Source organism: Lacinutrix jangbogonensis, assembly GCF_000797445.1.
Classification (GTDB): Bacteria; Bacteroidota; Bacteroidia; order Flavobacteriales; family Flavobacteriaceae; genus Lacinutrix; species Lacinutrix jangbogonensis.
On sequence record NZ_JSWF01000027.1, the window covers coordinates 54,321 to 76,896 of the forward strand.

The 22,576-nt window shown below is 30.8% G+C and carries 20 protein-coding genes; 15 read left to right on the plus strand and 5 right to left on the minus strand.

The window, feature by feature from the left end:
• The first annotated feature begins 64 nt into the window (after positions 1–64).
• The 4 genes from RH82_RS08715 (at position 65) to RH82_RS08730 (ending at position 3,825) form a co-directional block, all read left to right on the plus strand.
• Positions 65–334: a uroporphyrinogen decarboxylase gene (locus RH82_RS08715; protein ID WP_316930917.1), complete on the plus strand. Its 270-nt coding sequence runs from the start codon at positions 65–67 to the stop codon at positions 332–334.
• A 251-nt stretch (positions 335–585) separates the two neighbouring features.
• On the plus strand, positions 586–1,449 hold the full coding sequence (locus tag RH82_RS08720; protein ID WP_052158279.1) for a hypothetical protein: 864 nt from the start codon (positions 586–588) through the stop codon (positions 1,447–1,449).
• Complete coding sequence (locus RH82_RS08725; RefSeq protein ID WP_034059925.1) at positions 1,446–2,546, plus strand: DegT/DnrJ/EryC1/StrS family aminotransferase; 1,101 nt, start codon at positions 1,446–1,448, stop codon at positions 2,544–2,546. The genes RH82_RS08720 and RH82_RS08725 overlap by 4 nt, the downstream gene beginning before the upstream one ends.
• A complete protein-coding gene (locus RH82_RS08730) occupies positions 2,536–3,825 on the plus strand; it encodes an O-antigen translocase (protein WP_034059928.1) in 1,290 nt (429 codons plus the stop codon). The genes RH82_RS08725 and RH82_RS08730 overlap by 11 nt, the downstream gene beginning before the upstream one ends.
• Here the strand turns inward: RH82_RS08730 and RH82_RS08735 are convergent.
• Positions 3,822–4,961 carry a glycosyltransferase gene (locus RH82_RS08735; protein WP_034059930.1) on the minus strand — a complete coding sequence of 380 codons (1,140 nt, stop codon included), beginning with the start codon at positions 4,959–4,961 and terminating at the stop codon, positions 3,822–3,824. The genes RH82_RS08730 and RH82_RS08735 overlap by 4 nt on opposite strands.
• 35 nt (positions 4,962–4,996) lie before the next feature.
• On the opposite strand from RH82_RS08735, the gene RH82_RS08740 reads away from it, so the two are divergent.
• Together RH82_RS08740 and RH82_RS08745 are read left to right on the plus strand one after the other, a co-directional pair.
• Complete coding sequence (locus RH82_RS08740; RefSeq protein WP_034059931.1) at positions 4,997–5,839, plus strand: glycosyltransferase family A protein; 843 nt, start codon at positions 4,997–4,999, stop codon at positions 5,837–5,839.
• The gene (locus RH82_RS08745; protein ID WP_034059932.1) at positions 5,839–6,255 is read left to right on the plus strand and encodes a sugar 3,4-ketoisomerase; all 417 of its coding nucleotides are present in this window, start codon (positions 5,839–5,841) and stop codon (positions 6,253–6,255) included. Before RH82_RS08740 ends, RH82_RS08745 begins: the two co-directional genes overlap by 1 nt.
• Here the strand turns inward: RH82_RS08745 and RH82_RS08750 are convergent.
• Positions 6,245–7,135: a glycosyltransferase family A protein gene (locus RH82_RS08750; protein ID WP_034059933.1), complete on the minus strand. Its 891-nt coding sequence runs from the start codon at positions 7,133–7,135 to the stop codon at positions 6,245–6,247. The genes RH82_RS08745 and RH82_RS08750 overlap by 11 nt on opposite strands.
• Before the next feature lie 96 nt (positions 7,136–7,231).
• Between RH82_RS08750 and RH82_RS08755 the strand changes: the two genes are divergently transcribed.
• Positions 7,232–8,077: a 2OG-Fe(II) oxygenase gene (locus RH82_RS08755; protein ID WP_241148027.1), complete on the plus strand. Its 846-nt coding sequence runs from the start codon at positions 7,232–7,234 to the stop codon at positions 8,075–8,077.
• Here RH82_RS08755 and RH82_RS08760 read toward each other — a convergent pair whose 3' ends face one another.
• Positions 8,078–8,761 carry a cell division ATP-binding protein FtsE gene (locus RH82_RS08760; RefSeq protein ID WP_034059935.1) on the minus strand — a complete coding sequence of 228 codons (684 nt, stop codon included), beginning with the start codon at positions 8,759–8,761 and terminating at the stop codon, positions 8,078–8,080.
• 119 nt (positions 8,762–8,880) lie between these two features.
• Between RH82_RS08760 and RH82_RS08765 the strand changes: the two genes are divergently transcribed.
• From RH82_RS08765 to RH82_RS08780, 4 genes are all read left to right on the plus strand, one after another.
• Complete coding sequence (locus tag RH82_RS08765) at positions 8,881–10,164, plus strand: hypothetical protein (protein ID WP_034059937.1); 1,284 nt, start codon at positions 8,881–8,883, stop codon at positions 10,162–10,164.
• 136 nt (positions 10,165–10,300) lie between these two features.
• Complete coding sequence (locus RH82_RS08770; protein ID WP_034059938.1) at positions 10,301–13,324, plus strand: tetratricopeptide repeat protein; 3,024 nt, start codon at positions 10,301–10,303, stop codon at positions 13,322–13,324.
• 113 nt (positions 13,325–13,437) lie between these two features.
• On the plus strand, positions 13,438–15,189 hold the full coding sequence (locus RH82_RS08775; protein WP_034059939.1) for a TonB-dependent receptor: 1,752 nt from the start codon (positions 13,438–13,440) through the stop codon (positions 15,187–15,189).
• A 436-nt stretch (positions 15,190–15,625) separates the two neighbouring features.
• Complete coding sequence (locus tag RH82_RS08780) at positions 15,626–16,150, plus strand: DUF2059 domain-containing protein (RefSeq protein WP_162182453.1); 525 nt, start codon at positions 15,626–15,628, stop codon at positions 16,148–16,150.
• Between the two features lie 37 nt (positions 16,151–16,187).
• On the opposite strand, the gene RH82_RS08785 is transcribed toward RH82_RS08780, so the two are convergent.
• Positions 16,188–16,889: a class I SAM-dependent methyltransferase gene (locus RH82_RS08785; protein WP_034059944.1), complete on the minus strand. Its 702-nt coding sequence runs from the start codon at positions 16,887–16,889 to the stop codon at positions 16,188–16,190.
• 113 nt (positions 16,890–17,002) lie between these two features.
• On the opposite strand from RH82_RS08785, the gene RH82_RS08790 reads away from it, so the two are divergent.
• The 3 genes from RH82_RS08790 to RH82_RS08800 all read left to right on the plus strand — a co-directional run bounded on the left by RH82_RS08790 (position 17,003) and on the right by RH82_RS08800 (position 19,899).
• The gene (locus RH82_RS08790) at positions 17,003–17,497 is read left to right on the plus strand and encodes a YkgJ family cysteine cluster protein (protein WP_034059946.1); all 495 of its coding nucleotides are present in this window, start codon (positions 17,003–17,005) and stop codon (positions 17,495–17,497) included.
• 276 nt (positions 17,498–17,773) lie between these two features.
• Positions 17,774–18,583 carry a sterol desaturase family protein gene (locus RH82_RS08795; protein ID WP_034059947.1) on the plus strand — a complete coding sequence of 270 codons (810 nt, stop codon included), beginning with the start codon at positions 17,774–17,776 and terminating at the stop codon, positions 18,581–18,583.
• 92 nt (positions 18,584–18,675) lie between these two features.
• Positions 18,676–19,899, plus strand: coding sequence for a porin family protein (locus tag RH82_RS08800; RefSeq protein WP_034059948.1), 1,224 nt, complete (start codon positions 18,676–18,678; stop codon positions 19,897–19,899).
• Here the strand turns inward: RH82_RS08800 and RH82_RS08805 are convergent.
• The gene (locus tag RH82_RS08805; RefSeq protein WP_034060029.1) at positions 19,884–21,191 is read right to left on the minus strand and encodes an exo-beta-N-acetylmuramidase NamZ family protein; all 1,308 of its coding nucleotides are present in this window, start codon (positions 21,189–21,191) and stop codon (positions 19,884–19,886) included. The two genes, RH82_RS08800 and RH82_RS08805, sit on opposite strands and share 16 nt — an antisense overlap.
• A 7-nt stretch (positions 21,192–21,198) precedes the next feature.
• On the opposite strand from RH82_RS08805, the gene RH82_RS08810 reads away from it, so the two are divergent.
• Complete coding sequence (locus tag RH82_RS08810) at positions 21,199–22,437, plus strand: ABC transporter permease (RefSeq protein ID WP_034059949.1); 1,239 nt, start codon at positions 21,199–21,201, stop codon at positions 22,435–22,437.
• The last annotated feature ends 139 nt before the right edge of the window (positions 22,438–22,576 follow it).

The window sequence follows — 22,576 nt, forward strand, 5'->3', positions numbered from 1 at the left end:
GTAACATTATTTATCTGCTAGAGAGTCGTCGAAATCTATGGTGTTTAGCGCAAAAACATCCAGAGTGAATAATAAGAATAGGATGGATTTATTTGGAATTACAATTACAGAATACGTTGGTTATTTGGCTTCAGTTACGGTGTTAACATCTTTTATTATGAAAGACGTAAAGAGGCTAAGAACGATAAACATGATAGGTTGTTTGCTATTTGTTACTTACGGTTTTTTAATGCCAACACTGCGTACCGCATTACCAATAATTTTGACCAACATTGCTATTTTTTGCATCAATTTTTATTATTCTTTTTTAAAGAAAACGGAAGTTGAAGCTTAATTTAGATTCGATATAATTTTTAAGAGCGACTATTTAGTCGCTCTTTTTGTTTAGAAAATTAAAATTATTGTATTTTGCTATTCATAGCAATTTTTGTTTGTCATTATTTCAAATAAGTATTATGTATTAATCTTAACCCAAAAACGCTCACTATTTATACTGTTCAAAAATATACGACTGAAAACCTTAAGCTTTGGAACACTTTTGTCTCTAAAGCAAAGAACGCTACATTTCTTTTTCAAAGAGCGTTTATGGACTATCATAGCGATAGATTCGAGGATTTCTCACTTATGGTTTTTAAAGGTGAAAACCTTATTGCTCTATTGCCTGGGAATAAGAAAGGTAAAACCTTGTTTTCTCATCAAGGCTTAAGTTATGGAGGTTTAATTGTTTCAAAAAAGATTAGAACTATAGATTATATTGAAACTTTTAGTACGCTCTTAAAATGGCTAAATACCAAAGGTGTTTTAGAGATGCGAATCAAACAATTACCTTTTATTTATAATAAACATCTAACCCAAGAGTTTGAATATATAATGCATGACATAGATTGTAAAGTGGTCGCAAACAATAGTTATTATGTTTTAGATCAATTACAACAATACAAACCCAATAGAAACAGATTGCGAGGGATAAAGAAAGGCAAAGATGTAATGACGCTTGAGGACTCTGGAATGGATTATTTTTGGGAACATGTTTTAACTAAAAACTTATGCGATAAATTTGGTGTAATGCCAGTGCATACGTATCAGGAAATAGTTTTATTACAGTCTAAGTTTCCTAACCAGATTAAATTTTATTCAGCAAAAGAAGGTGGTATTATTCATGCTGGAGCGTTACTATTTATAACTGACAATGTTGTGCATTTTCAGTACAGTTCTGGTAAGGAGAATAGAGATGAAACTGGAGCGTTAGATTTTTTATTCGATGCTATTATTAGAAAATATTCAGAGTATAAGTATATAAGTTTTGGGAGCTCTGCAACAGATGATACCCTGAAAATAGATTCTGGATTAGCCTATTGGAAAGAGAGCTTTGGAGCATACTTAATACCACAACGTACTTATGCTATTAAAACAAATAGTATTATTAATTTAGAAACTTATATTATATGATAAAGTTTCTAGATCTATATAAAATAAATGCACGTTTTGAAACTTTATTTAAAGAAGAGTTTCAACAGTTTCTAGATTCGGGTTATTACGTTCTAGGAGATGGTACCAAAGCTTTCGAAACTAACTTTGCGAACTATTGTGGAACAAAACACTGTGTTGGTGTTAGTAATGGCTTAGATGCCTTAATTCTTATTTTTAAAGCCTATATACAATTAGGGAAGCTAAGTAAAGGAGATGAAGTGCTAGTGCCTGCAAATACATACATAGCTTCAATTTTATCTATTATGGAAGTAGGTTTGAAACCCGTTTTTGTAGAACCTAATAGTGCTACATTTAATTGGGAAGCTTCAACACTAAAAAAGCACATTACCAGTAAAACTAAAGCTATTTTAACAGTGCATTTATTTGGGCAACTAGCAGATAGTGAAGCTATTTCCAAATTAGGTAAAGAGAATAATTTACTATTAATTGAAGATGCTGCACAGGCTCATGGATCTGAAAACTCTAATGGTAAACGCGCTGGGAATGTAGGTAATGCCGCCGCTTTCAGTTTTTATCCTAGTAAAAATTTAGGAGCTTTAGGAGAGGCTGGAGCTGTTACCACTAACGACGATGAATTGACTAAAGTTATTTCAGAATTAAGAAATTATGGCTCTGCAAGAAAATACGAGAATGTAAGACTGGGTGTAAATAATAGAATAGACGAGCTCCAAGCGCGCATTTTAAATATTAAATTACAACATTTAGAGGCTGATAATGAACGAAGGAGAGTTATTGCCAATCAATACCTCTCTAAAATTAAAAACCAGAAAATTACGCTTCCGTTTTACGATGGTTCTAAAAATCATAATTTTCATTTATTTGTCGTTTTAGTAGAAAACAGAAAAGCATTTATGGGTTATTTAATGGATAAAGGGATTCAATCTTCTATTCATTATCCTAAGCCACCACATAGGCAAAAGGCCTTATTGGAGTTTGAGAAGTTACAATTACCAATTACAGAATACATTCATAAAAACTGTGTGAGTTTACCCATTAATCCTGTGTTATCTCAAGAAGAGGTTTTGAAAGTAATAACTGTTATTAATGAGTTTTAAAAACCTTATATATTCATTTAGAGAACACACTTTACTAAAGATGCTATCTCTAAACTCTATTGTTATAGGTATTAGATTAATTGTTTCTGTTTTTATTCAAAATTTATTAGCAGAAACTATTGGAGCATCAGGATTATCTAAGGTAGGGCAAATTAGAAATTTATTAGGAATATTAACAAGTACCTCTTCACTGGGTGTTTTTAATGGTATAGTAAAATACACTTCAGAATTAAAAGAAGACAAAGGGCTTTTAAAGAAAATGTTTTCAACTACTTTTATTTTTATAAGCGTTGGAGTCTTTTTGAGTGCTTTATTTTTGCTTCTTTTCTCAAATGAAATAGCGACCTATTTATTTGGTAATACTGATTACGTTTTTGTTATTAAATTATTGTCAATTGTTGTTCCGGCTATTGCCCTAAATAGAGTCTTTAGTGGTGTTTTAAATGGTCTGTCTGCATATAAAAAATACGCAAAAATAGAAATTTTCTCTTATTTATTGTCCAGTGTTTTATTAGTGTCTTTTTTATTGAAATTTAATTTGGAAGGTGTTTTAATAGCTATTGCGTTAACACCTGTTTTGCAATTATTAGTTATTGTATTTGTTTTTGGAAAAACATTGAGAAAGTACATAAAAATTGATAGTCTAAAATTAAATAGTTCCTATTCAAGAGCATTATTAGTTTTTATGATAATGTCTTTGGTTTCTACAGTGCTCGTAAACTTTATAGAAATTGATCTTAGAACGCAAATTTCTAATAGAATTAGTGAAGATGAAGCCGGGAACTGGACAGCAATGCTTTTTCTTTCTAAAAATTACATGGTATTTTCTTCAGGATTATTTACACTCTATGTTATTCCAAAGTTTGCTAGAATTCATGATAGAGGCGAATTTAAAAACGAGGTTTTTCATATTTATAAAACGATAATGCCGCTTTTTGGCTTAGGAATGATACTTGTTTATTTGTTTAGAAATATAATTGTAGATGTTATTTATCCGGATTTCAAATACATGGAACCACTATTTAAATGGCAATTATTAGGTGATTTTATTAAATTGGCCTCTTTGGTAGTTGCTCATCAGTTTTTAGCAAAAAAAATGTTGTTGAGTTTTGTGATTACTGAAATAATTTCTTTGGGATTATTTTATGGTTTATCTCTATTTTTAGTGAACGACTATGGCACAGAAGGCATAGTTATGGCTCATTTTTATAGATATATAATTTACTTCTTAATGGTGTTAATTATTATTTGGTATTCTTTTAAGACTAAAAAAGACTAGCGCGTCCAAGTGTTAATATATTTTTTTGCTGAAGCAATATAATCATGTTCGTCCTCAATAAATTGACGCGCATTTTTAGATATTTCTAAAATATTTTCAGGATTTAATATTAGCCATTCTAATTTTTGAACCAGATAATCTACATCGGGAAGCGTATTTATTGCAACAGTATCTTCCTCTAGTTTGTAATGCGTTAACCACTCTTGCTCCGCACCTGTAAAAACAACTTTACCTTTAGCCATTGCTTCTAAAGCGTTGTAACCCTGATCGTAGGCATAAACTTGGTCTAATAAGATATGAGCTTTATTGTATATTTTTATATAATCGCTATATGGTAAGTTTTCGGTGATTTTTATTGCTACTTTTTCTGAATATTTATCTTCAATAACCGCTAAAGCTTTTTCGAAAAAAGTAATACCTTTTTTTATTTTCGAATGTGTGTTTATGCCTAAAAAGATGTTTATTTTACTACTAATTACAGGTTTGCAATAAGTTAACTTGTCTGTGTTTATTGGGTTTGCAATTAATCCTAAATAATTAGGTTGTTCTTGCATAGGTAGATGATAGTCCATATCTGTTGCGATTTTACCAGAACTATTCAACTTTAAAAAGGTATGTAGTTTTTTGTAAGGTTTTGTTGTGTATTTTAAAGAAAAAACAAACCGGTCTTTTAGGCTGTTATCTTTTAAATAGGGTGTTAGAATGGAATATTTAAGATTATCATTTAAATAATAATTGACAGAAGTAAAGTCGTCTCCACAACATAAAACAAATAGTTTTTTGTTTTGTGAAATAAGGTGTTCTAGTATTGTTATTTGCTTTTCTGGTTCTATAAAAAGGGCGTCTTCATTTATAAGTTGAACAATATCAAAACCTTGAAATTGAGGTAATAGTTTTTTAAACCGATAGGCATTTTCAATTTTAATGCAATCGGTATTTAAATACCTAATGCAAAGGCTGTTAAGTTTATTTAATACAAATGATGCTTTAATTTTAGAGTTAAAATTAATATCGGTTTTAAATTTTTTCATGCCATCACCAGAGCTTACAATAGTAACTTCGTGACCTAATTTAACTAGACCTTCTTTTAAAGAACTATGCAACCGACTGTATTCTCCAACTAATAGAATTTTCATTTATATTTTATACATTTGTTTTCAAAGATAATTTAATGAGTAATGCTACCAAAACTAATTTAAAATTAGAAATTCTGTTATCAACAATGAACAGGGTTTCTTTAGATTTTTTGGTTAAACTTTTTCCTAATGAAAGCTTTCAGGACTATAATTTACTAATTATTAATCAAACCACAGGAGATAGGTTGTTAGAATCTAAACTCGAAAATATTCGTGTAATAAATTCATTTCAAAAAGGGTTAACAAATAGTAGAAACCTAGCGTTGGAAAATGCTACTGGCCCAATTTGCTTAATTGCAGATGATGACGCTATTTATCATTCTAATTTTGAAAAGAGTATTATAAATAGTTTTAATAGTAATACAGATGCAGATGTTATTACCTTTAAAATGAAAGACCTTGATGGGAACGATTTTAAAAGTTACACAGAAAGTAAATGGCATACTATTGAATCTTTAAGACAAGTAAATTCTGTTGTTATCGCTTTTAAATTAAAACGTATTAACGATAATAACCTCCGGTTTAATAAACATTTTGGATTAGGTTCTACATTTGAAACAGCTGATGAATATATTTTTCTTCGAGATTGTTTAAAAGCAGGATTAAAACTGTGGTTTCAATCCAATTATATTTTATCTCATGATGTTAATAGCTCCGGGAAAGCGTCTGGAAGCGACCGTTTAATATTTGCTAGAAGCGCACTTTTTTATAAGTATGATGGTATTAAAGGATATTTAAAATTATTACACTATCTTTTTTTAATTAAACGAGATAAATTAATAACTAATAAGGATTTTTTTGATAAGTTAAAAATAGGACTACAAGGTATTTCAACATATAAAAAACTACTAAAAGCAGAACAACAAACAAGAAGTTAATGAAAAATACCACAATAGATAACGTAGAGGTAATTAATATACCAAAAATTAAAGACGCAAAAGGAAGAGGTAATTTGTGTGTAATTGAAAACGCCGTTTTGCCTTATACAGTGGAGCGTATTTATTATTTGTTTGATGTGCCTAGTGATGCTAGTAGAGGAGGACATTCTCATATTGCTTGTCATGAGCTGCTAGTTGCTTTAAGTGGTAGTTTTGATGTAGTAGTTAAAGATGGGGAAAACTCTAAAACGGTTACATTAAATAAACCTGATAAGGGCTTGCTAATTGTTGATGGTATTTGGAGGGAATTAGATAATTTTTCTTCTGGAGCTGTTTGTTTGGTTCTAGCTTCAAATAAATATGAAGAAGAAGATTACATTCGGGAATATTCTAATTTCGTAAAATCTAAGCAGTAGTTTTAGTGTGATAAGCAAAACACATAAAAGTAATTCTGTAAAGCTGTAAAAGGTGTATTGAAGGCGTGTTACTTAGTAAGTTTTTCTTCATATTGTTTTTAAAAAGACTGTAAAATAAACTTAAAAGCCAAACGGACTTAAAGCGATTTAATTTAGAAAACAACTGAAGCAAATCGTTGCTATGGTTATTAAAACCTTCAGTTTTATAAAAATGAAGTAACGTTAACGCAGCTTGCTCTTTCTTTTTTAAATAGAGTTCGCTTTTTTCAATACCAAGATGGTAGACTTCATTATCTAAATGCCATACTCTAGCTTTATTATCTTGAAGTAACGCACCGAAATAATTATCAAAACCGTAACCTTTATTGTCTTCGATTTTGCTATTTATAGTATTAAAAACTTCTTTTCTAATTAAATAATTAGCAGAAATAATGATTTTATAAGGTGATTTATTTCTTATGGAAGCAGGAATTTGTTCTTTGGTTTTTCCATATTTCCACCGTAAAACAAATGCCTGCTCAGGCTTGTTTTCATAATAGGTAAAACCACCAAAATAAGCATCATATTCAAGAATAATCGCATCGATATAGTTAGAAATAAATTGATTAGATTTTGGTAAAACATCAGCATCTAAAAACAGAAGCCAATCGTATTTTGCTGTCAATGATAATTCTTGTCTTGCTTTTACACGACCTATATTATTTGTATTTATAATAATCGTTGTATTGCTTAAGTTATTACTAGAATTTAGTTTTAAAGTACTGCCATCTTCTAGAACTATTATTTCAAAATCTATTCCATTTTTAACTAATTGCGAATGGATAATCGCAATTAATTTTGACAGATCGTAGTTGTATGTTGGGATTAATACTGAAAGCATAATTTTATGTGTTTAAAAATACAGTTTTTTAATAGTAAGCTATAAGAAATTGTCTTTTAATTTTTTTTTCATAATAATTCTTTAGAAAACAGTAAATTGCTTAAAATTAACTTTAGAAACTTTCTTTTGGATAAACAAGCCATTTCAGATATAATCTACAAACATATTTTTGCTAATAAGCAGACTTTAAACGAGCAGTTTTGTTTAAGTGAAAATACTATTGGTTATTTCTATATTGATAATGTTTTGCCTGAACAATTGGCATTAGAGTGCGCTAAGGTGTTTCCTAAACCAGAAGAAATGAAATTGCTTAAGTCTATAAAGGAGTATAAGCATATTTCTGCTCAAATGGATAAACATCATCAACTTTTAGAAGATGTCACTTATGCTTTTCAAAATAAAAAAATAGTAAAACTTATTGGTGAAATTTGTAATATTTCATCACTAGTTCCAGATGATTCTTTGTATGCTGGTGGTTTATCTTTAATGGCGAAGGGTAATTTTTTAAATCCGCATTTAGACAACTCTCACGATGCAGAACGTAAACGTTGGCGCGTTTTAAACCTATTGTATTATGTTACTCCAAACTGGAAACAACAAAACGGTGGGCATTTGGAGTTATGGCCAAATGGACCAAAAAACGAACCTATAGAATTAGTAAGTAGATTTAATAGACTAATAGTTATGGCTACACATTCTAGCTCATGGCATTCTGTAAATAAAGTGACAGTAGATGACTGTCGCTGTTGTATTTCTAATTATTATTTTAGTGACAATGCATTACGTGAAACAGATAAATTTCATGTTACTAAATTTAGAGGTCGACCAAACCAAACGGTAACCAATTTGCTTTTGGATTGTGATGCTAGTTTAAGAATGTTAGTTAGGAAAATCTTTAAAAAAGGAGTGCGTAAAAATCCACATATTTATAAAAAGAAGTAATTATGCTCTTCTTTGCACAACTTCATAAACCTGATTCTCATCACATTTTAAAGTTTTACTTGGGTATTTTAATAACAAAGCATAATCGTGAGTTGCCATTAAAATGGTGTTACCATTTTTGTTAATCTCTAGCAAAACTTCCATGATTTCAATACTTGTTTGAGGATCTAAATTTCCTGTCGGCTCATCGGCAAGAATAAGTTCTGGATTATTTAGTAAAGCTCGAGCAATAGCTATACGTTGTTGTTCTCCACCAGACAATTCATGCGGAAACTTAAAGCCAGTAGTTTTCATACTCACTTTTTCTAGAACGGCTTCTATTCTGTTTGCCATAGCAACTTTGTCTTTCCAACCAGTAGCTTTTAATACAAATTCTAAATTAGCGTTAACAGTTCTGTCTGTTAATAATTTAAAATCTTGAAAAACAACTCCAAGTTTGCGTCTTAAAAACGGTATGTCCTTTTCTTTTAAAGTATTTAAGTTAAAGTCCACAATACTGCCTTCTCCTTTTTTTAAAGGAATGTCTGCATATAATGTTTTCATAAAACTACTTTTTCCAGAGCCTGTTTTACCTATTAAATATACAAAATCACCTTTGTTAATTTCGACATTAACATTAGATAGTACTAAACTATCACCTTGAAAAATAGAAGCGTCTTTAAACTCTAGAACAGTATTAGCCATAAAATTATTTTTAGTAGTACAATAATAGTAACAAAGAAAAAGAAAAAAAATGACAGATAAATAGTTTCATCAATTATTTAAAAACTAAAATGTTAATTTAGCATTTTCATTTTATACTTATGCTCAAACAATTACCAAAACAGCCACTAATATTTTACCTATTAATATATTTTCTAGCAGGTATTTTAGTTTTACTAATTGGACCCATTTATTATCCAGATAGTTATGCGTTTTTGGATATGGCTATAAATAGGTCTCCAGTCTATTCAGCTTTTTTAAAATGTTTTACATCTTTATTTGGAGATGCTTTTGAAATTCCTGTATTAATTAGTCAATACCTAATTATGGTTTTGGCAACACATTTTTTGCTTAAAACGCTATATAAAAGTTTGAAATTACACGCTTATAGTGTGCTTTTTTTTCAATTGGTACTGCTTGCTAATACTGTAATATGGTATTATTCGGTAAATAAAATATTGTCTGAGTCTTTGGCGTTTCCATTGGTTCTTGTATTAGTAACTCTTTTGTTTCAAACGCTTATCGGCAACTCTTTTAAAGCGCTTTTTAAAGCAATATTGGTTTTGTTTTTTCTTCAGTTTTTAAGAGGCCAGTTTATTATTTTTATTCCTATAGTTATATTAATTGCTATCTATATTATTTATTATACTAAGAAGATTACAAAAGGGACTTTAGCTATAGCGCTATTAGTTTTAATTCCTGTTTTAATTAGTTTTTCGGAACGGGTGTACAATAAAATTGTCATTGATCAATATAAAAATTATGCGATGACATACGTGCACTTTATTAGTGCGCCGTTTTATATTGCAAGTAGTGATGATGTTTCTGTTTTTGAAACAGAAGAAGAAAAGGCGTTTTTTAATAGAACTTTTTCCCAATTAGAAGAACAGGAAATCACGATAGAATTTGGTTATGAATCGGTGGCACCGTATATGTTTTTTGAAAGAAATTTCACTAAAATTTGTAATGCCACAGTGCACCAGTATAATATGGATTATTATAGAGACAAAGGACTTAATGAATTCGAACAGCAATATAAAGTAGACGAACTTACTACTAAAATGTTTTTACCATTACTAAAGGCAAATTTTAAAAGTTGGGTTAAACACGTTAGAAGAAGCTTTACAAAAGGTGTTGGAGGTAAAGCTATATTTTTAATGCTATTATTAATATTAGCATGTAGCTCATGGTTATTTGTGAAAAGTAAGGATTATAGATTCGCGTTTTTAATACTTGCTATAACTCTAAAATTCGCAAATAATGTTGTTATTGCAATGGTTGTACACTCTATAGAGCGCTATACTTATTATTTCGATTGGATAATTTTTGCGGCGCTAATCTTGTTATTTAATCCTTTAATAAAAAAGTATAGTAAATTTAATTAGACCGTAAGAACTTCAATAGTGTTTCTGCTTTAATGAAAGCTAGATTAAATACTATAAAAAACAATTATAACAAATTTCTAACGTTAACATATTAGTATTAATTTATCTTTGATTTCAAATTTAAAACACATAGTCAATGACTAAAAAATATATTTTATCTCTACTAATCGGCTTTAGCTTTACTTTAGGTTCTATTGCACAACAATCTGCAGTATATACTAACGATTTTGTTGCGTATCAAAAAGCACTTTCGCTATACAATAATCAACAATATTTAGCAGCTCAATCTACTTTTAAACGCGTAAAAAAAACATCTAAAGTTGCTGCTATAGAGTCAGATTGTGCTTATTACATTGCTAATTGTGCAGTGCGTTTAAACCAGAAAAATGGAAATACTTTAATCGAAGAGTTTGTTGAAAATTATCCAACGAGTACCAAGAAAAACACTGCTTTTATAGATGTTGCAGATTACTATTTTGAAAACGGAAAATATGCCTATGCCGAAAAATGGTACAGTAAAGTAGATGAAAACGCGCTCTCACAAACCGATCACGAAAAATTTAATTTTAATAGAGGCTATACCGCTTTTTCTTCCAAGAATTTTAACGAAGCCCAAAAGTATTTAAATAGAGTTGAGAATTCACAAGAGTATGGTTCGCAAGCTAAATATTACATTGGTTTTATGGCTTATGAAGGTAATGATTATGATAAAGCTAACGAGTATTTTACGCAAGTTGAAGACGAAGATAAATATAAAGAGAAGCTAAGTTATTATCAAGCAGATTTAAATTTCAAACTTGGAAAATTCGATAAAGCGATTGCACTTGCGAAAGCGCAATTAGAAAAAACCAATGAAAAAAATGAAGTATCCCAACTGAATAAAATTATTGGAGAAAGTTATTTCAATTTAGAAAAATATGCTGATGCCATTTCGTATTTAACCGCATATAAAGGGAAGAAAGGAAAGTGGAATAACACAGATTATTATCAGTTAGGCTATGCTTACTATAAGCAAAAAGATTACGTAAATGCCATTTCCGAATTCAATAAAATTATTGATGGTAATAATAGCGTAGCTCAAAATGCATACTATCATTTGGGAGAAAGTTATGTGAATTTAGATAAAAAACAGGAAGCTTTAAATGTGTTTAGAAGCGCATCGCAAATGGATTTCGATTTAAAAATTCAAGAAGATTCTTGGCTTAACTACGCTAAAATCAGTTACGAAATTGGTAACCCATACCAGTCTGTACCGCAGGTTTTGACGAGCTATTTAGATAAATATCCAGAAACAAAATACAAAGAAGAATTAGAAACGCTATTAATAGATTCTTATATCACTTCTAAAAACTACAAAGAAGCGTTGGTTTTATTAAAAGGGAAAAAGAGTTTCGAAAACAAAGTAGCATATCAAAAAGTAGCATATTATAGAGGAATTGAATTGTTTAACGATACTAACTACGTAGCCGCAGAAAATATGTTCGATGCGTCTTTAAGCGAATCTCTAGATGCAAAATATACAGCAAGAGCAACCTTTTGGAAAGCAGAAACAGATTATAATTTAACAGATTATGACGATGCTTTAATTGGTTTTAAACAGTTTAAACAGCAAATAGAGGCGAACCAAACGCCAGAATATATAAATTTAGACTATAATTTAGCATACACTTATTTTAAGAAAAAAGAATACGCTCAGGCTATTCAGTATTTTAAGTCGTTTACCGCTAATAATAGAGAGGATAAAATAAGGCTAAATGACGCTTACTTACGTTTAGCGGATAGTTATTTCGTTACTAGTGTTTATGAAAACGCAATTACCGGGTATAGCGATGCGCTAGGCGTTAATAAAATTGAAATGGACTATGCATACTTTCAAAGAGCACTGAGTTTTGGTTATTTAGGGCAATCGGAAAAGAAAATCTCAGAATTAGAAACCTTTATTTCTAAATATCCACAATCGAAATTGCGAGACGATGCTATGTATACTTTAGGTAATGCGTATGTGAAATCTGGTAATACAGATAAAGGTGTTACTATGTATAGTCAACTAGTTTCAGAATATAATGGTAGTCTGTTTACATCAAAAGTCTTATTACGTCAAGGTTTGGTTTATTATAATAAAAGTGATAATGAAAAGGCTTTAAACAAGTTTAAAAAGATTGCTAGCGATTTCCCTAATTCTCCGGAATCTAATCAAGCAGTAGCAACAGCACGTTTAATTTATATAGATTTAGGACGTGTAGATGATTATGCCGCTTGGATTCAAACCTTGGACTATGTAGAAGTTACAGATGGTGATTTAGATCATGCAACTTATCAATCTGCCGAAAAACAGTATTTAGATACCAATACAAATCAAGCTATTAAACTGTTTAATGGCTATTTAAATGATTTTAAAAACGGATTGCATGCTAACCAATCTCACTTTTACTTGGCGCAGTTATATTTCAAGAAAGATTTAAAAGAAAATGCGAAACCACATTATAAAGCGGTTACAGATGCCTCTCAAAGCGAATTTACAGAAGAAGCCTTGTTGCGTTTATCTCAAATTACTTTAGAGCAGAAAAATTGGGAAGAAGCCATTCCTGCTTTAAAACGTTTGGAAGCCGAAGCTAATTTTCCTCAAAACAGTCTGTTTGCGCAGTCTAACTTAATGCAGGCAAATTATCAATTAAACAAATACTCTGAGGCTGTCGCTTACGCGGAAAAAGTCCTGACTAATCTTAGCTTGGATAATAAAGTAAAAAGTGATGCTCACCTCATTATTGCGCGTTCTGCAATGCAAACTAACGATGAAACTAAAGCAAAATTAGCCTATGCTAAAGTAGAGGAAACAGCAACGGGAGAAACAGCAGCTGAAGCGTTGTATTATAACGCGTATTTTAAAAATAAAGCGGAAAGCTATGCTGCATCAAATACTATAGTGCAGCGCTTAGCAAAAGACTATTCTGGTTATAAACTATATGGAGCAAAAGGTTTAGTTATTATGGCTAAAAATCAATATGCATTAGCCGATGCGTTTCAAGCAACTTATATTTTAGAAAGTGTAATTACCAATTTTAAAGAATTTCCAGAAGTGGTTGCAGAGGCGCAAACCGAATTAAATATAATAAAAACAGAACAGGCCAAGACGAACGCTTCTGTAGAGACTGAGGATTAAAAACAAGTAAGTAGTTTTTAATCATAGTTTACAGTCGATCACTAAAGTGTTAACCTCTAGGGTTTTTTACACCTAACAGGTTTCTATAAAAATAAAAAAACAAAAAAGAATATATGTTTCAAAAAAAGCAATTCTTATTACTAATAGCAACCTTTACTATAACTGTAATTTTTGCGCAAGAACGCGAGCAAGACACGTTGAATTCGGATGTGATTAACGTCATAAAACCATATGCGCCAACAATTTCAGACGCTTTTAAAGTAAAGGAAATACCAACGTTAGATGATGTTGAAACAGCTATAAAAAAAGAAGTGAATTATAATATATTTTCATTTCCTGTGGCTTCAACTTTTACACCAGCAAAAGGAAAAGCTGCGGTTGTTGATAAGGCTAAAAAAGTAAAATTATTCGATAATTATGCTAGTTTAGCTGTAGGAACTTATACCACGATTTTAGGTGAAGCTTATATAAATCATGAAATTGGGAGAGGACAAAATTTAATAGCGGAGATTAACCATCATTCTTCAGGAGGCGGTATTGACGACTTGCTAACAGATGATGATTTTTTAGATTCAAAAATAGACCTAACTTGGATTGAACAAGGTAAAGGCTTCGATTGGTCACTAATAGGAGGTTTTGGTATTCAATCTTACAATTGGTATGGTATAGAACAGTCAATATTTACACAAATAGACGCAGATGTGTTGGATGTAAAGCATAATTTTACCGATGCTCATATTTCTGGAGCATTAAATTTTGATGACGGTATTTTTAAAAATGCAGATCTTTTATTTAGACGTTTTGGAGACAATCAAGGTTCTGTCGAAAATAGGTTTAAATTAAGTGGAGCAGTAGATATTCCTGTAAAAGACGAGACTGTTTCTACAGTTGTGAGTTTAGATTATTTAAGCGGAAATTTCGATAGAAATTATTTTACAGATACAGAAATAAACTTCGGAAATATTCAATTAAGTGTAGCGCCAACTTACCAATTAAAGAAAGACGATTTAACAGTGAATTTAGGTGTTACCCTAACCTATTTAAACGATACTGAGGCTAGCAAAAGTAGTTTCTTCATCTATCCAAATATTAGTGCTAGTTATAGAATAGTCGATGAAGTTATTATTGCTTTTGGAGGTGTAAAAGGTGGGTTAATTCAGAATTCTTATTTCGATTTTGCCACCGAAAACCCATTTGTGTCACCAACCTTATTTATTGCGCCAACAGATCAGCAGTACAATGTTTACGCAGGTTTAAATGGAAAATTATCGAATACCATTGGTTATTCGGTTAGCGGAAGTTATATCTCTGAAAAAGGGAAGGCTTTGTTTCAAAATAATTTAGTACCCTATGGTTTCGACAACAATGAAAGTTATCATTATGGCAATTCTTTTGGTATTACTTATGATGATGTTACAACCTTATCAGCAACAGGAGCATTAAATGTTGATATTAATAGAAATTTTACTTTAGGAATAAAAGGAGAATATTTTGTGTACAATACTAAAAATGAAGCCGAAGCTTGGAATTTACCAGATTTTAAAGGCTCTTTATTTATGGATTATCAAATTAACGAACATTGGTTTGCCGGCGCAAATTTGTTTTTTGTTGGAGCGCGTAAAGATATAGCAGGTTTTAATGTTATAGAAAATCCAAGTGTACCTACTTTTTTAAATCCAACACGTGTAATAACTCTAGATAGTTATTTTGATGCAAACGCTCATGTTGGATATCATGTAAACGATCGCATTTCTGTCTTTGTAAAAGGAAATAATCTTGTAGGCGAGAATTATACTAAATGGCAAAATACACCAGTTCAAGGTATTCAGTTTTTAGCTGGCGCTACTTATAAGTTTGATTTTTAGAATGCTTTTTTTATTTTCACGAAGTAGAAAATCACATAAAAATTAAGTCATTGTGAGGAATGAAACAATATTAAGAATAGAAATACAGTTAAAAATATAACCTAGTACTTTAAATAAAATACCATAAACGTCCTCTGGCCAGAGGACATTTTTTTTATTACTATATTTATGCTCCAAAATTATTAAGAAAAAACGTCTTTTTAATTATTGCGCTTTTAATAATATTCGGTTGTGATAATTTTAAAAAGGAAGTGAAGAAGCAGGGAAGTATGCCAATTATAAAATCTTAAATCGCGATATTATGGGAATATTGTGGTTCAGTAATTTACTTTGGAATACAAATCAATGAAACGAGCATATTCAACATTTTTTTTAATTCAAGTGAATAATGAATAGCGAATAGCAAGTGACCATGGGAAAAAACAAAAACAAATACATGAAAAGATTGTTTATAGTATTGTTTTTAAGCTTATCGACATTAAGTTTTGCTCAAGTAGATGCCTTTAGCGAAGATGTTAAAGAGTGTATTAAAAGTAATGGTACAATGTCCCACTTCGAAGATGTAATGCAGCAAATGTATACTATGCTTACAGTACAATTTGCAGATGCTAATGTCCCAGATACCATTTGGATAGAAGTGAAAAAAGGCAAAAATGAAGCAATGGATGAATTGGTACAAATGATAGTTTCTGCCTATACAGATCACTTTACACATCAAGATGTAAAAAACATGAATAACCTATACACTTCTAAAGCGGGAAAAAATATGTTTCTTACAGATGCTTTAACAAAAGGGGATAAAGTTGTTTTAAACACATTTTATGAAAGCGAAACGGGACAGAAGATTTTAGGCTCTCAAGAGTCTATGAACGCCTCAATGAGTAAAATTTCCGAATTATGGAAGAGTGCTACTTATCGTAATTTTATTGCTGTACTATCAGATAAAGGGTATAATTTATAAGGGCTTTTTTGAGTTTTAAATTAAATGCCTAAAGCTATTAAATACTAAGCTTAGCTAAATAATTAAAATGGTCACCTTCAGCTAATAATTCACATTGTAATCCAGCCGAAGCACACGCCATTTTTAAAGTACTAAAATCAAGATACAACCACTTTATTGGTGTTTCTTCTTCATCTTTATATTTTAAAAAATAATCTAATTCACCATAATATCCAGAATTTAGATCTTGCCAAAACCCGCCATCTTCATCTTCATACATGTATTTAATATCGCTAGAGTCAATCAGGATTTGTCCATTTTTATTCAACAAGCTTTTTAAATGCTCTAAATATTGAGGTAAAGCTTTTAAAGTTTGAAAAACCCCAGTACCATTCATTAATAGAAGGATAGTATCGAAAGTTTCTTTTTCGTCTAAAAGCGAAAGTAAATTAGCATTTAATACGCCTCTTTTTTTACATACTTCAATAGCGCCTTTAGAAATATCAATAGCTTTCACCTCTAATTCTTTTTTCTGGAGATATAAACTATGACTTCCGGCACCGCAGCCTACATCTAAAACATATCCTTGGGTAAGTTTTAGAGCTTCTTGCTCTAGTTTAGGCATTTCAGAATAATTTCTAAATAGATAATCTAGAGGTAAAACATCTTCATCAGAAATATTTGTAGACGTAATAATATCTTCGGAAACGTTTCCGTTGTAAAAATCTAGTAAAGCTTTTCCAAATAAGTCTTTTGTCATATAATTGTCATTGCGCGACTTTCATCGTGGCAATCTATTAATTTATAGTTCCATTTTTAAAGATTATTTCAGTCATTCCTGCTTCGTAATAACGAAAATCATATTTTTACACCATGCAAGACATCATCAACAATCTCCCAAAGCTGGCCAAAGATAAGCATAAGGAAAATAAAATCTTTTTTACAAAGCTTAAAAAAAAGCCGCCAAAACAATTGGATTATATCATGCAGGAATTACACGAACAAGAATTCCGGAAAACCGATTGTCTAGACTGTGCTAATTGTTGTAAAACGACTGGACCTTTATTTACAGATAGAGATGTTACTAGGATAGCTAAGCATTTTAAAATGAAGACTCAAAAGTTTATCGAACAGTTTTTAAGAGTAGATGAGGATAATGATTACGTATTGCAGAGCGTGCCTTGTACGTTTTTAGGCGCAGATAACTATTGCTCAATATACGAAGTGAGACCAAAAGCTTGTAGCGAGTTCCCACATACCGATAGAAAAAAGTTTCAGCAGATTTCTAATTTAACCTTGCAAAATGTTGCTATTTGTCCTGCAGCTTTTAATATTGTTGAGAAGATGAAAGAACGTATTAAGTTGTAGTTCTCAGTCATCAGTCATCAGTCGTCAGTCAATTTGAAGATTTTTAGTTTTTAAAAAAAGAAGCAAATATCAGTTTATAGTAATCTCGAAACGGTGTCTTTTCCTCCGGAAAAGAGTCAGATAAGGAGTTTAGGTACTCACAGGAAAACAAAAGTAATCCGCCGTAAACCTCTATGTAAAATCGGCTAGTCTCAGTATGAAAATTCAGATTTCAATATTCAGTTGTTAGTCAATAATCTTCGCAAGAAAATTTGATTATCTTTAAATCAAAAACACTTGGAAAACATAATCACCTATTTTGAAAACATTCCAACACTACACAGAAGTATTCTTCTCGTTGGTGGTATTACTTTATTTTGGCTATTAGAAGGACTATTACCATTATTCAATTTTAAGTATAAAAAATGGAAGCATGCATTGCCTAATTTATTTTTTACGTTAACAACCATCATCATTAATTTTGCATTGGCTTTTGTTCTAGTGGAAACAGCAGATTGGGTTAACTTAAATCATTTTGGAATTATTAATTGGCTGCCAGAAATGCCATTTTGGTTATATGTTATTTTAGGCGTATTGCTATTAGATTTTGTAGGTGCATATTTGGCGCATTTTACAGAGCATAAAATTAGTGTGTTATGGATGGTTCATTTGGTTCACCATAGCGATCATGAAGTAGATACTACATCTGCAAATAGGCATCATCCTTTAGAGAGTGTTATTCGTTTTATATTCACTTTAGCAGGTGTTTTTATTATAGGTGCACCCATTGGGATAGTAATGTTGTATCAGTCTATGTCTTTAGTGTTTACTCAATTTACACATGCTAATATTAAAATGCCAAAGCAGTTAGATAAACTATTAAGTTATATAATAGTGTCTCCAGATATGCACAAAGTACATCATCATTATAAGTTGCCTTATACAGATTCTAATTATGGCAATATCTTCTCAATTTGGGATCACATTTTTGGTACTTATATGTACTTAGATAGAGCAAAAATAATCTATGGAGTAGATACGTTTCCTAATGCTCAAGAAAATGGTAGTTTAAAGCATCTTTTAAAACAACCTTTTCATAAATATTGAAAGCTTACTTAAATAGTATAAGTTATTATTATTATTATTATTATTGTAGTCTAAAATTTACACTTTGGATTTTCAATAACTAAAAAACGATTATGAAAAAAATTACATTATTACTTTTACTCTTTACTGCTGTTGCATTTTCGCAGGAAAACTTTATTCCAGGAACTGTTACCAGTATGGATGGAAGTATAAAAACAGGTATGATAAACTATCAAGACTGGAAGATAATACCAGATGAAATAGAGTTTAAAGTGAATGAGAATATTGAAAAATTATCTCCAAAAGATATTCTTGAGTTCGAAGTTGAAGACGATAAATTTATTTCAAGAGAGGTAACTTTAGATGTTACAGAACAAAATTTACAGAGGTTAACAAGAAGTCATAAAGCCGAGTTTAAAAATACACGTGTGTTTTTAAACGTTTTACAACTTGGGGAAGTTAGCCTTTATGAATATTATGACTCAAGACCACATTATTTTGCTGAGAAAGGTGACGTTTTTATGGAGTTAACAAACCGAATTTTAATTGACTTTAAAACTGGAGACATTAGTAAGAATAGAAAATACCTAGGAGAATTAAATGTATTTCTATCAGACTGTTCTTCTTTTAAAATATCTAATAACTTAGAATATAAAAGAAAATCACTATCTAATATTGTAGGGAAGTATAATATGTGTACAGGAACTTCAGTGCCAAAAGACAACTACACTAAAGATTTGAGTAGTAAAAAAGGAAAGTTCTACGCAACAGCAGGAGCGAACTTTTCAACTTTTACTGTAGAATCAATTAGGTTTTATGCTAAAGATTTTAAAGGAAGCTCGTCTGTAAATCCTTTTGTAGGTTTAGCTTATGAATTTCTTTTAACTAAAAATAGACAAAAGTGGTCTTTATATACAGAGGCAACTTACAATAAATACTCTTTATCAGAAAAGAACGAAAAGAAAAATTTATTTAGAACTTACGATCCTTTTGAATTAGAGTTTAGCACAATAAATGTTAATATTTTATTTAGATATAAGTTTTTAACAAAAAGCGAAATCACAAGTCCATTTTTAAACTTTGGTATTGGGAGGTCATTTGTTGTTTCTCAAAACAATGTTGTTACCGAGACTACATTTTCAAGTGGACAACAAAAAGAATTTGAATTCGAATTTGATAATCCATCTCAGTTTAATTATATAATTGGAGCAGGAATAACGCATTCAAATTATGGTTTAGAATTAAGATATACTCTCTTCGATAAGTTAACAAAAGTATCAAATGAAACGAGTAAACTCAGCAACCTTAGTTTAGTGTTTAGTTATAAAATATTATAAAGTAAATATTTATTTCTAATTTTTTTAAAATTATCTAAGCCATCTTTCCAGGTGGCTTTTATTTTTGATTCATCCCAACCATCAATAATTTGTTGTTGTAACTTAGCTGTACCAGCATGTTTTGTAAAAGAAGCGGTCTTAAAAAAGGTCTTCTTAGTTGTACTATTATTATAGGCCTTAATAATATATTTTAATGTTACATTATTTTTAGTTTTAATATTAGAAAGATCTTCACCATAACATAATTTGTTTTTGTGTTTTGGGAATTTGGCACCAAAGTTTTCTTTTGGTGCATATGTGAAATTGAAAACTGTACTGTCTAAAGAAGGTGCTCCATAACGTTGAAACTGAAATTCTGTACCACGACCAGCATTAATTGTTGTGCCTTCAAATAAGCCTAATGATGGATATAGTTTTATGGATTGATCATTTGGTAAATTTGGTGATGGTCGCTGAGGTAAGCTATAGGTCATGTCATGCGTGTAGTTCTTCATTTTAACTATAGTTAAATCACACTTAATGCTATTTGCTAGCCATTTTTCTCCATTAAGCATTGTCGCGTATTCTCCAATAGTTAAACCATGAACAAGAGGTATAGTATGCATGCCTAAAAAGCTAGTATGTTCTGTTTCCATTGTTGGCCCATCTACATAATTACCATTAGGATTTGGCCTATCTAAAACGATAACAGAAATATTGTTTTCCGCGCAAGCTTCCATAACATAATGTAATGTGGAAATGTAAGTGTAAAAGCGCACGCCAACATCTTGAATATCAAAAACGACAACGTCTAAACCTTTTAATTGTTCATTAGAAGGCTTTTTGTTTTTGCCGTAAAGAGATACAATTGGGAAACCTGTTTTAGTATCCAAACCATCTTTCACTAATTCTCCTGCATCTACATTTCCTCTAAAACCATGTTCTGGTGAAAACACTTTTTTAATATCAACATTCAATGCTTTTAAAGAATCTATTAAATGAATGTAATTGTCATTGCCAGTAGTAAGTGACGAAGCAATCTCATCCTTAAAAATAACACTCGTTTGGTTAGCAACAATTCCAACACGCTTGCCTTTTAATAGTTTCAAATACGCTTCCGTTTGGTTTGCACCAGTTATTATGGTTTTTTCATTCCTAGCCGGTTTCCCAATCTTATCATTAGAGACATTACTTAAAGCGACAACATCTAGCGTATCACTTTTTACATCACGCGTATTAGTCTTTCCGCAAGAAATTCCTAATAAAAGAAATAATAAAACTGTATTTTTACACCACATTAATTGTACACTCATAACTTTTTTGAATTTCGAATATTTTATAGCTAAACGCATTATTGATAGTAAAGCGTATAAAAGTAGTATATCTGCACCAATAATAAAAATTGGAATTGTTGCAATTGCGCTTGGTATTATCGTTATGATGATTGCTATTGCTACAGGAATGGGCCTTCAGCAAAAAATAAGAGATAAAGTTGTAGCCTTTAATGGTCACGCAACAATTAGTAAGTATGATACTAATAACTCTCAAGAAAGCGAAAACCCAATTTCTATAAATCAAGATTTTTATCCAGATTTTAATAGTGTAGAAGGCGTTACACATGTGCAAGGTGTTGCTACAAGATATGCAGTTTTAAGGCAACCAGATACTTTCGAGTTTGTTGTAATAAAAGGTGTTGGTGGAGATTACCATTGGCAGTATTTACAAGAGTTTTTAGTTGAAGGTGTTCTGCCAGACTATACCAAAAAGCGAAACGAAGACCTTTTAATATCTCAATATTTTGCAAAGAGACTCAATCTAAAAGTTGGCGATAAAGTAAACGCGTATTTTTTAAGCAAAGACTCAAACAAACTTCCAAGACCTCTTGCGTATAGCATAGTTGGCATTTATAACTCTGGTTTTAAAGAGTTCGATCAACAATTTGTTATTGGAGACCTAAAGCATATTCAAAGGTTAAATAAATGGGAACCAGACCAAATAGGTAATTTTGAAGTTTTTATAGACGATTTCGATGCCTTAGATGCTAAAGCAATAGAAATTTTTAAAAACACACCATCAACATTAAATACCGTTTCGGTAAAGAAAAAATTTGGTACAATATTCGAGTGGATTGGTATTTTCGATAAAAACATTATTGGTATTATTGGCATCATGATTCTTGTTGCAGGTATTAATATGGTAACAGCACTATTAGTATTAATACTAGAGCGCACACAAATGATAGGGATTCTAAAAGCCCTAGGGAATAGTAATAATAGTATTAGAAAAATCTTTGTTTACAATGCAACCTATCTCATATTGGTAGGTTTGTTTTGGGGAAATTTAATAGGTTTAGGCTTGCTGTATTCTCAAAAACAGTTTGGCTTTCTAAGTTTTCCAAACCCAGAAGAATATTACATGACAACCATTCCAGTGTATATAAATCTCGATTATATTATACTCTTAAACCTAGGTACATTTGTTCTCTGTTTAGCCATGTTATTAATTCCATCGTATATCATTACAAAAATATCTCCCGTAAAAGCAATGCGTTTCGAGTAGATTGTAAAGCAGTCAGAACTTAATTTTCAAGTTGGGCGTTACCTAAAGGTCGGGCTTTCGGCAGTCGCTCTCTGCGAGGAGCTTCAACAAAGCTTTTACTGCGAAGCAATCACTAGTACTTATTTATCAAGTAAGAATG